The following is a 9337-nucleotide window of genomic DNA, read 5'->3' as shown; positions in this document are numbered from 1 at the left end:
GCCTTCACGCGACACGCCGGTTGCGGGCGACGATGCCCTCCACGGCTTCGAGCCACGCCGCGACCGCCGCATCCCAGCCGATGGAATTCCGGTGCGCCACCAGCGCCTCGCGCAGTTCGGCCCGAACCGCCGCATGTTCCGCAACGCGCGCCACCGCAGCCACGAAGCCCTTAAGGTCCGCCGGCTCGAACAGGAGGCCGGTGCGGCCGTCGGCGATCTGGTCGGGAAGGCCGCCGGCGCGCGGAGCGATCACTGGCGTTCCGCTGGCCTGTGCTTCATAGACCGCCAGGCTCGCATTCTCGTGGCGCGACGCGGTGGCGTAGAGATCGGCGTTGGCGAGCAGCCCCGGCATGCGCGCCCGCGGCACCGCCCCCAGCAGGTGCCCTTGGGGGACGGCGGTGGCGAGGAGCTGCGCCACACGGGGCCGGAGCGCTCCCTCCCCCGCGACCACGACGGCGAGCCGGTCGCCGAGCCGCCGGCCCAAAGCGGGCAACGCCCCTTCCCAGAAGCGCCATCCCTTGTCCGCCGTGAGCCGCCCCACGACGAGCAGCACGAAGCGACCGTCGATCTCCGGCAGCCCCCATTCCCGCGCCCAATAGCCCGGCTGGCGTAAGGCCGGCGTGAAGAGGGAGGTGTCCGCGCCGTTGAACCGGCCGTACACGCCGGTGCGGAGCCCGAAGGATTCCAACCGCCGGTGGGTCTCGGCGCTGGGCACGAGGGTCGCGTCATAGAGCGCATAGAGCCGCGCCACCGCCCGCCACCCGATGGCGCCGAGCGGCCGCAAGGCGCCATCGCCCACCGCATAGTCCACGAAATTCGTGTGGAAGAAGGCGATGCTGGGCACGCCGTGGCGGCGCGCATAGGCGCGGGCGGGAATGCGCTTCAGCCCGAGGGCGAGGCGCTCCGGCTCGTCCACGTGGATCACGTCCGGCCGGAAGGCGGCGAGGGCAGTCTCGATCTCGCCGTGAGCCGCGTGCACCGCATTTCGGTCACCATGGGCACCGCCGAACGGCGCGCTGGCGAGCGCCACATGCTCGACCCCTTCCGGCAATGCGCCGATGCCACCGAGGGCGGGACCGGGACGCGGCGCGAGGAGCAGAACGCGGTGCCCGCGGGCGGCGAGGCGCATCACCCGCTCGTGCACGCTCACCGTCACGCCGTCGAGCACCGGCAGGTAGCCGGAGCTGATCAGGGCGATCTTCATGCCGGCGCGCGGCTCGCCGGGGCCGGAAGCGCGCCGAAGCGCCCGTAGAGATCGAGCACGTCGCGCGCCATGTCCTGCTCGGTGCGATCGAACACGGTCGATGCGCTCATGGCGCGGGCAAGGCCCGGATCATCCACAAAGCGGCGCAGAACCTGCGCCAGGGCGTCGACGTCGCCGCGGGGGAAGGAAAAACCGTTCACCCCCTCGGCGACGAACTCGGTCATGCCGGCCACGTCTGAGACCACCACCGGCGTATGTGTCGCGAGGGCCTTCAGCAGCGTGAGCGGGGCATTCTCGAACCAGGTGGACGGCAGGACGGCCACGTCCAGCTCCGCCATCACATCGGCGGTTGCAGCCGCGTCGAAGGTGCCGCGGAAGGTGACCGGCATGGGCGCCGCCACCTCCCGCAGATCGCGGGCATAGTCGGGCGCGAGCTGCTCCGAGCCCCAGATGTCGAGGGTGAAGGCCTCTGGCGGCAGCAGCCGCAGCGCCTGGAGCAGCAGGTGCGGGCCCTTGTGGTACATGAGCTGGCCGATGAAGCCGAAGCGCACGGGCCCGGCCGGCCGCGGCGGCTTCGGCCGCCGGTCGATGTCCACGCCGAACACGCTGCGCACGAGGGGCGTCGGCGTGCCGTTGGCTCGGAATACGTCCTCCAGGAAGCCGGTGGGGGCGATGGCGGCGCGGTAGCGGCCCATGGCAGCCCTCAGCACGTCCGGCCGGCGCACCACCGCGCGCGCGTCGGTTCCGATCGGCGGCGGCAAGAAAACGTGCAGCCGGGCGGCGAAGGCGGCGGCGAAATCGCGCATCCCCGGATGGGAAACGGCCCGCCAGAACGGCGTGGGCTGCTCGATCGCCCTGAGCGAGAGGCCGCACCGCATGCAATTGAGGCGCGCCGCATCGGGGCCGCGGCACAGCCCGCCGCCGGGGATCTCCAGCGTCGCGGTGAGGCAGATGTTGAAGAAGTCGGTCAGCGTGGCAAAGGTGGGAATGCCCAGCGCGGCGGTCACCTCCGGCAGGACCGCCGTGAAGTTCCCGAGATGGCAGACATGCACCACGTCCGGCGCGATCTCCCGCAGGATGCGGGTCAGGAGCGGCACGAGGGAGGGCTGGTCGTAGCTGTCCCGCGCCGAGCGCGGCGGCGTCCGGTTGCGGTCGATGCGCAGCACCGGGATGCCGGCATGCACGTAGCGCTCGACCTCCTCCGCCTGGGGCGACTCCCCCGCCTCGCGGGCGGTCACCACGACCGGCAGGTGGCCAAGCTCCGCGAACCGCCGCGCCAGCGTCAGGGTATAGGCTTCGGTGCCATAGACATGGTCGGGATAGAAGGCATGGACGAACAGAGCCACCCTGAGGGGCCGGAAGGGATGCGGCAGGTGGTCGTGATCGTGAAACTGGCGCATCGGCCCCTGTGTCGTGACGCGTGGCGATCCGGCCAGCTTCGGCACGGCCCGCGGATCACGTGGAATTGCCTTCCCCGTACCTCAGGTTGCTAACACCGAACGGTACGGCAATCCAGCTTGCGCGATCAAAAATCGCCACGGCCATCGCGCTGGGCGGCTAGACCTTGGTGCGGAACGGCGTGAAATCCGTTCCCACGTCATAGACGTCGATCCCCTCCCGCCGCTTCATGAAGGCCACGATCTTGTAGGTGACGGGGGTGAGCAGCACTTCCCAGCCCACCTTCATCAGGTAGTTGCTCACCATCACGGCGACCACGAGATGCGTCTCCCATACGCCGAGGAAGGCCAGCGGATAAAAGATGAGGCTGTCCACGGCCTGCCCCACCACGGTCGAGCCGATGGTGCGCGTCCACAGGTGGCGGCCGCCGGTGAGAACCTTCATCAAGGCAAGGACATAGGCGTTGACGAACTCGCCGCACCAGAAGGCGAGGATGGAGGCGGCGAAGATGCGCGGCGTCTGGCCGAAGACGGTGGTCAGCGCATCCTGCGCCGGCCAGCCGGGGGCCGGCGGCATGGCCACCACCGCGGCCGCCATGGCCGCCGCGTAGATGGAGGCGACGAACCCCACCCACACCACGCGCCGGGCGCGGGCATAGCCGTAGACCTCGGTGAGCACGTCGCCGAGCACGTAAGAGAGTGGAAAGAACAGCACTGCCGAACCGAAGATCACCGGCCCGATGTACGGCACCTGCACCACCGAGACCTTCGCCGCGCCGATGAGGTTGGAGCAGATGAGGATGACCGAGAAGGCCACCATGCAATAATCGTAATAGCGCAGGCGCCGCCCTTCGAGGGCGCTTGCCTCGACGGCGCGGATGCCGGACGGCTCGCGCACCCCCGGAACGGAGGGGATGGCATCTTCGGGGAAGGGTTTCACGGGGCAGCCTCTATGCTGCGCCGCATTAGAACCCAATTGCCAGCGCCCGACTAGATTCGCCCGACGAGATTGCCCTGCGGGGAGATTGCCCTGCGGTGCGGCGGCTCAGCGCTCGAGCACGCCCACCAGTTCCACATGGGCCGAATAGCGGAACTGATCCACCGGCGTCACATGCCGCAGGTGGAAGCCGCCGGCGGCGAGGACGCGCGCGTCACGGGCGAAGGTGGCGGCGTTGCAGGACACATAGACGACGCGCGCCAACTTCGCGCGGGCGAGTTCGGCCACCTGGGCCTCCGCGCCCTGGCGCGGCGGGTCGAGCACCACCGCATCGAAGGCGGAAAGCTCCGCCGGCATGAGCGGGCGGCGGAAGAGGTCGCGGGCCTCCCCCTCCACGCCGCGCAGGCCGGAGGTTGCACGAGCCGCCTTCAGCAGCGCGGCGAGCGCCCCCTGATGGCTTTCGACCGCAAACACGCGGGCCGTCTCGGCGAGCCGCAGCGCGAACGTGCCGGCCCCGGCAAAGAGGTCGGCGACCCGCTTCGCCCCGGCGGTCGCGGCGAGCACCGCCTCCGCCAGCACACGCTCGCCCTCGGCCGTGGCCTGGAGGAAGGCGGCGGGTGGCAGTTCCACCTCGGCCCGGCCCATGGCGAGGCGCGGCGGCGTGCGCTGGAGCAGCAGCTCGCCATGGCGGGTCAGCCGTGCCAGGTCGAAGCGCGCGGCGAGCCCGGCGAGTTCACACACGAGGGCCGGCGGCAGCGGCCCGGAGCCGCGCACATCCATGTCGAGCCCGGTATCGGTGGCGACCACCTGCACGTCCAGCGGCTTCTTCAGCGGCGCCAGCGCCTGCGCCACCGCGCGGGCGGCCGGCAGGGCGGCATGAAGGCTCGGCGCCAGCACCGGACAGGCGCCGATCTCCACCATGGCGTGGGAGCGCCGCTCGGCGAAGCCCACCACGGTGCGCGCCCCGTATTGCCGGGCGTGGAAGATCACCCGCCGCCGCCCGGCCCCGTGGGCATCCACGATCGGCCGGACCTCGGTCCCGACACCCTCGCGGGCGAGCGCTTCCGCCACGAGGCCGCGCTTCCAGGCGAGATAGGGGGCGATCTGCCAGTGCTGGAGCAGGCAGCCGCCGCAATGGCCGAAATGGGGGCAGAAGGGCGTGGCGCGCTCCGGGCTCGACCGCAGCACCTCGTCCACGACGAAGCGGTCCTTCTCGATGTGCCCGCGCACCTCTTCGCCCGACAGGGTGTAGGGCGCGAACAGCGGTCCGGCGGGCCCCTGGGCGAGGCCGTCGCCCTGCGCGCCCATGCGATCGATGGTGATCTCGGTCACGGCCTTGCCGCCCCGACGAGGAATTCACGGTTGCCGTCTCCCCCCTCGATGGGTGAGGGAACCCGGCCGAGGACCCGCCAGCCGAGGGCCGCGATCTCGCCTTCTACCCGGGCGCAGACCGCCTCGTGCACCGCCGCGTCGCGGACCACGCCCTTGCGCACGGCGGCGCGGCCTGCCTCGAACTGCGGTTTCACCAGCGCCACCAGGCTCGCCCGCGGGGCGGCAAAGGCGAGCGCCGGCGGCAGCACGAGCGCCAGCGAGATGAAGCTCACGTCCACCACCACGAGATCCACCGGCTCGGGGATGGCGGCGCGTTCCAGGGTGCGGATGTCCGTGCCCTCCATCAGTTGCACCTCCGGCCGGGCGGCGAGGCGGGGATGGAGCTGGGCGCGCCCCACATCCACCGCATGGATGCGCCGCGCGCCCCGCCGCAGCAGCACCTCGGTAAAGCCGCCGGTGGATGCGCCCACGTCCAGGGCGACGAGGCCGCGGGGATCGATGCCGAACGCATCGAGACCGGCGGCGAGCTTCAACGCGCCGCGGGACACGAAGTCGTGAACATCTTCCGCGCTGATCGAGGCGGCGGGGTTCACCTCGGCCGAGGGCTTCGCCACCACTACCCCGTCGGCGCGCACGAGCCCCGCCGCGATGGCCGCCTGGGCGCGGGCACGGCTCTCGAACAACCCAAGCTCCACCAGCAGGCGATCGATGCGCACCCGCCCCGATGCCCCCGCGCGAGGCGACTCGGCCGGGGAGTGGGCGCCGCGTTCAGGAAGCTCGGGCATGGTGAATTGGGCCGCGGGGTTTCAACACATTTCCCGCGCGTGTTGTCGCGGCGGGCGGGACGCCGTGATATGCGATGGCGTCGGGGGACGCAAACATCACTCGTCTATGGGGTGATTGAAGGCACCGGGACGCATGCGCGTCTTCGGGGCACGGCATTCCTTGGGATCGTGCACGGGCGAGGACCGAGAATCCATGCGGGCATGGCTGCTCACGAAAGTGCTCGTCGCGATCGCGGCGCTCATCGCGACCCCTGTCCTTGCCGCGCCCAAGAGCAGCAAGGGGACGGCGCAAGAGCCCAAGAAGGATGCCAAGAAGGAGACCAAGGGCGAGAAGGCGGATCCGCGCGTCTGGGTCCTCGCCAGAGGCGAGGATACGATCGTGCTGCGCTTCGGCCTGCCCCGCGCCGCCGATCCGGTGTTCGCCGTCGCCTGCCAGCCGGGCGCCCAGCTCATCCAGTTCACGGTGGAGGTCGCCTCGGGCAAGGTGAAGGCTGGCGATGGCGTCGCCCTGTCGCTCGCCGCCGGCAAGCGCCGGCTGGAGCTCGCCGCCTCGGCCTTCCGCGGCGCGGCGGATGGGCGCGTGGTCGTGGAGGCGGCCGTTTCTCTGGAGGGGCGGGTGCTCGACCTTTTTTCCGAGGGCGAAACCCTGGTCGTGAAGATGCCCGGCGCCAGCGACAGCTACCCCCTGGCTGGCGCCAAGGCCAAGCTTCCGGACTTCCGCCGCGCCTGCCTCATCGGCCGATGATTCCCGCGCGCCATAGATTTCATCGCAAAGTCAGAAGCTTACGGCACGGCTTCCCCTTTGCTGCGCAGCCGGTATGATCCGCCGCCGCAAAAACTGGACCCACACCCATGCTTCGTCCCGCTCTTGCCCTCTGCACCCTTCTCGCGCTCGCCGGACCAGCGGCCGCCCAGCAGAAGATGACCTGGCACCTGCAGGAAGGCGAGGAGACGACCGCCCTCGTCTTCGGCGTGCCGGACAGCGACGATGGCGCCATCTTCTTCCTGTGCAAGCCGGGCACGCCCGGGCTCACGGTGCAGTCCATGATCGGCTCCAAGGGCATCGAGCGCGGCGCCAGCACGGCCCTGGTCCTCACCGTCGGCGCCACCAAGAAGAGCCTCGTCGGCAAGGGCGTCGCAGGGGAGGAGGGCGAGCAGGTGGACGTGGAGGCGCCCGCCCAGATGGCCGACCTCAAGGCTTTCGCCAAGGCAGGCGGCACCTTGACGATCGAGGTGAAGGGCGCCAAGCGCGCCATTTCCCTCTCGGGTGTCGGCCCCCTGGTCGCCAAGTTCGAGGCCGCCTGCAAGGCGAAGCCGGCGCCCAAGGCCGAGCCGGGCAGCGAGCCGAAGGCCGGTCCCAAGACGTGATCTCACAAGACCTGATCTCACAAGACCTGATTCCATGACCCGACCCGCGGCCGCTCCGGATCGGCCGCGGAATGCGCCGCCGCCGCCCCGCAGTCCTCACGCGGCGGCCGAGAGGCCCCCTGCCTGCTCGATGAAGCGGGCCACCACGTCCACCCCCACGCCGTTGCGGATGGAGGCGAAGACGTAGGGCCGCCCGGCGCGCATGCGAATGGTGTCCGCCTCCATGACCGAGAGGTCGGCGCCCACCATGGGGGCAAGGTCGGTCTTGTTCACCACCAGCAGGTCGGACCTTGTGATGCCGGGTCCTCCCTTGCGCGGGATCTTCTCGCCGCCCGCCACGTCGATCACGTAAATGGTGATGTCCGCCAGCTCCGGCGAGAAGGTCGCGGCGAGATTGTCGCCGCCGGATTCGATCAGCACGAGATCGAGGTTGGGGAAGCGGGCCTGCATGTCCGCCACCGCCCGCAGATTGATGGAGGCATCCTCGCGGATGGCGGTGTGCGGGCAGCCGCCCGTCTCCACGCCCAGGATGCGCTCCGGCGGCAGGGCCCCGGCCACGGTGAGAAGCCGGGCGTCCTCCTTCGTGTAGATGTCGTTGGTGATGGCGCAGATGTCGTAGCGCGCGCGGAAGGCCTTGCACAACGCCTCCATGAGCGCAGTCTTGCCAGACCCCACGGGGCCGCCGACGCCGACGCGGAGCGGAGATTTGCCGGAACTCATGAGCGGAACAGCCTCGTATATTGGGTTTCGTGGCGGAAGCTGCCGAGATCGGCGCGGAAAGTGGCGCTGCCGATATCGTCGAGGGTGAGCGCGGGGATGTCCGCGGCGAGCGCGCCAATGGAGGCGGCACGGCCGGCCACCACGCGCGTGCCCGCCGTCTGCCCGATGGGCGCCAGCCGCACCGCGGCGGAGACGAGGTTCTGCACGGTGGCGAGCAGGAACGCTTCGAGCGTCGCGCCGAGCGGCAGGCCGTGGGCGCCCGCGGCAAGGCCGACGGCGACGGGATAAGCCACTTCGCCGGTGAGCGGTGCGACGATGCCGTCCAGGGCTGGGCCCGGCCATGCCGCGCGCACGGCATCCAGAAAGGAGCGGCCCTGCTGGCACGTCTCCAGCCTCAGCTCGGCGGAGGGCGCGAGGGCGACGGCAAGGGCGTTGACCTCGGCGAGAGCCGCGCAATCGCCCGCGACGGCCGCCCTGTGCGCATGGGCCAGGAGGATGCCATCCGAGCGGACGAAGCCCTGCGTCAGCAGGTCGGCGAGGAAGGCCGCGAGGCTTTTCTCGTCCGTCACGTCACCGGCCGCGACCGCCCATTCGAGGGTGTGGGAATAGGCGTAGGCGCCCACCGGAAATGCGGGGGAGAGCCAGGCGAAGAGCGGCAGGAGCGACACCGACCCGGCCTCCTTCCGGGCGGAGGGCGCTTCCCCCTCCCCGCTCGTTTCCAGCGCGGGCGGAGGTGACGCATCCCCGCAGGGTGATCCACTATCGCCAGAAGGTGATGATGCGTCGCCGCCGCCGGCACCGACCACCGAGCCCTCGTTCCCTGCCGGGGAGAACCGGGAGGGGGGCATCTCGCACCGTTCACGGACTGGCGCAGGTGGCGCGGCCGGCATGCCCCGTTCAGCCATGCTTGTGATCGTGCCCGCAGCCAGGGCCATGGACATGCCCATGCTCCGAGTGGGCGGGTTTCGCCTCTACGTGATCGTGGTGACCATGATCGTGGTGACCGTGATCGTGGCCGCAGGCGCAATCTGCACCGTGCTCGTGATGCGCGTGGGAATGGTCGTGGTGCTCGTGCGCGGAATGCTCATGCCCGGAATGCTCGTGCGCATGGTCATGGGCGTCGTGGCCGTGTCCGCCATGGGCCTCCGCCGCCTCGTAGGCCCCCTTCTCGGGCCGGAACGGCCGCACCACCTTCGTCACTGCCGCGCCGAGGCCGCGCACCATCTCGGTCAGCACGTGGTCGTCCACGAAATAGACCGCGCTCTCCGTGATCTCGGCCGGCACGTGCCGGTTGCCGAGATGCCAGGCCACCTTCATGAGCCGGAGCGGATTGACGGTGGTGACCTCCACCAGCTCCTCCGGCGCCGCCTTGATGCGGACGAGCCGGCCGTCCTCCAGCTTCACCGCGTCGCCATCGTCGAGCACCGTCGCCTTGTCGAGATCGAGCAGGAACGCAGTACCGCCATCGCCGGTCATGGCGAAGCGGCGGCGGTGGCGGGCGAGGTGATCGAGGGTGATCTCGTCCGCCACCTTCTCGGCGCGGACGGCGGGACGGCGGACGACGGCGGTGGCGCGGATCATGCCTTCACTCCAT

General features: G+C 70.6%; 10 protein-coding genes. 2 read left to right on the top strand and 8 right to left on the bottom strand.

Annotated elements, in window-relative coordinates; translation table 11 throughout:
* Positions 1-4: 4 nt before the first annotated feature.
* The 5 genes from EZH22_RS19570 to EZH22_RS19550 form a co-directional block, all read right to left on the bottom strand.
* Complete coding sequence (locus EZH22_RS19570) at positions 5-1204, bottom strand: glycosyltransferase (RefSeq protein ID WP_203192141.1); 1200 nt, start codon at positions 1202-1204, stop codon at positions 5-7.
* Positions 1201-2604 carry a glycosyltransferase gene (locus EZH22_RS19565; protein WP_203192140.1) on the bottom strand — a complete coding sequence of 468 codons (1404 nt, stop codon included), beginning with the start codon at positions 2602-2604 and terminating at the stop codon, positions 1201-1203. Before EZH22_RS19565 ends, EZH22_RS19570 begins: the two co-directional genes overlap by 4 nt.
* 157 nt (positions 2605-2761) lie before the next feature.
* Positions 2762-3541 (bottom strand): queuosine precursor transporter, encoded by a 780-nt coding sequence (locus EZH22_RS19560; RefSeq protein WP_231711055.1) that lies wholly within the window; start codon positions 3539-3541, stop codon positions 2762-2764.
* 105 nt (positions 3542-3646) lie between these two features.
* On the bottom strand, positions 3647-4870 hold the full coding sequence (locus EZH22_RS19555) for a class I SAM-dependent RNA methyltransferase (RefSeq protein ID WP_231711054.1): 1224 nt from the start codon (positions 4868-4870) through the stop codon (positions 3647-3649).
* Entirely contained in the window at positions 4867-5586 is a 720-nt protein-coding gene (locus tag EZH22_RS19550; protein ID WP_231711053.1) for a TlyA family RNA methyltransferase, read from the bottom strand. Before EZH22_RS19550 ends, EZH22_RS19555 begins: the two co-directional genes overlap by 4 nt.
* A 262-nt stretch (positions 5587-5848) precedes the next feature.
* Between EZH22_RS19550 and EZH22_RS19545 the strand changes: the two genes are divergently transcribed.
* Together EZH22_RS19545 and EZH22_RS19540 are read left to right on the top strand one after the other, a co-directional pair.
* Complete coding sequence (locus EZH22_RS19545) at positions 5849-6400, top strand: hypothetical protein (protein WP_203192137.1); 552 nt, start codon at positions 5849-5851, stop codon at positions 6398-6400.
* Positions 6401-6507: 107 nt separating this feature from the next.
* Positions 6508-7023 (top strand): hypothetical protein, encoded by a 516-nt coding sequence (locus tag EZH22_RS19540; protein ID WP_203192136.1) that lies wholly within the window; start codon positions 6508-6510, stop codon positions 7021-7023.
* Between the two features lie 96 nt (positions 7024-7119).
* Here the strand turns inward: EZH22_RS19540 and ureG are convergent, their stop codons facing one another.
* The 3 genes from ureG to EZH22_RS19525 all read right to left on the bottom strand — a co-directional run bounded on the left by ureG (position 7120) and on the right by EZH22_RS19525 (position 9324).
* The gene (gene ureG, locus EZH22_RS19535; protein ID WP_203192135.1) at positions 7120-7743 is read right to left on the bottom strand and encodes an urease accessory protein UreG; all 624 of its coding nucleotides are present in this window, start codon (positions 7741-7743) and stop codon (positions 7120-7122) included.
* Positions 7740-8411, bottom strand: a complete 672-nt coding sequence (locus EZH22_RS19530; protein WP_231711052.1) for an urease accessory protein UreF — start codon at positions 8409-8411, stop codon at positions 7740-7742. The genes ureG and EZH22_RS19530 overlap by 4 nt, the downstream gene beginning before the upstream one ends.
* A 229-nt stretch (positions 8412-8640) precedes the next feature.
* On the bottom strand, positions 8641-9324 hold the full coding sequence (locus EZH22_RS19525) for an urease accessory protein UreE (protein WP_203192133.1): 684 nt from the start codon (positions 9322-9324) through the stop codon (positions 8641-8643).
* Between the last annotated feature and the right edge of the window lie 13 nt (positions 9325-9337).

The organism is Xanthobacter dioxanivorans (genome assembly GCF_016807805.1).
Lineage (GTDB): Bacteria > Pseudomonadota > Alphaproteobacteria > Rhizobiales > Xanthobacteraceae > Xanthobacter > Xanthobacter dioxanivorans.
Note: the sequence above shows the minus strand (reverse complement) of the source record. Positions and strands in the feature narration are given on the sequence as shown.

What these genes read in the sequence shown, in the direction of transcription:
- EZH22_RS19525 (WP_203192133.1), bottom strand. Translation starts at nt 9,324, where the DNA reads ATGATCCGCGCCACCGCCGTCGTCCGCCGTCCCGCCGTCCGCGCCGAG.
- EZH22_RS19545 (WP_203192137.1), top strand. Translation starts at nt 5,849, where the DNA reads ATGCGGGCATGGCTGCTCACGAAAGTGCTCGTCGCGATCGCGGCGCTC.
- EZH22_RS19540 (WP_203192136.1), top strand. Translation starts at nt 6,508, where the DNA reads ATGCTTCGTCCCGCTCTTGCCCTCTGCACCCTTCTCGCGCTCGCCGGA.
- EZH22_RS19565 (WP_203192140.1), bottom strand. Translation starts at nt 2,604, where the DNA reads ATGCGCCAGTTTCACGATCACGACCACCTGCCGCATCCCTTCCGGCCC.
- EZH22_RS19570 (WP_203192141.1), bottom strand. Translation starts at nt 1,204, where the DNA reads ATGAAGATCGCCCTGATCAGCTCCGGCTACCTGCCGGTGCTCGACGGC.
- ureG (WP_203192135.1), bottom strand. Translation starts at nt 7,743, where the DNA reads ATGAGTTCCGGCAAATCTCCGCTCCGCGTCGGCGTCGGCGGCCCCGTG.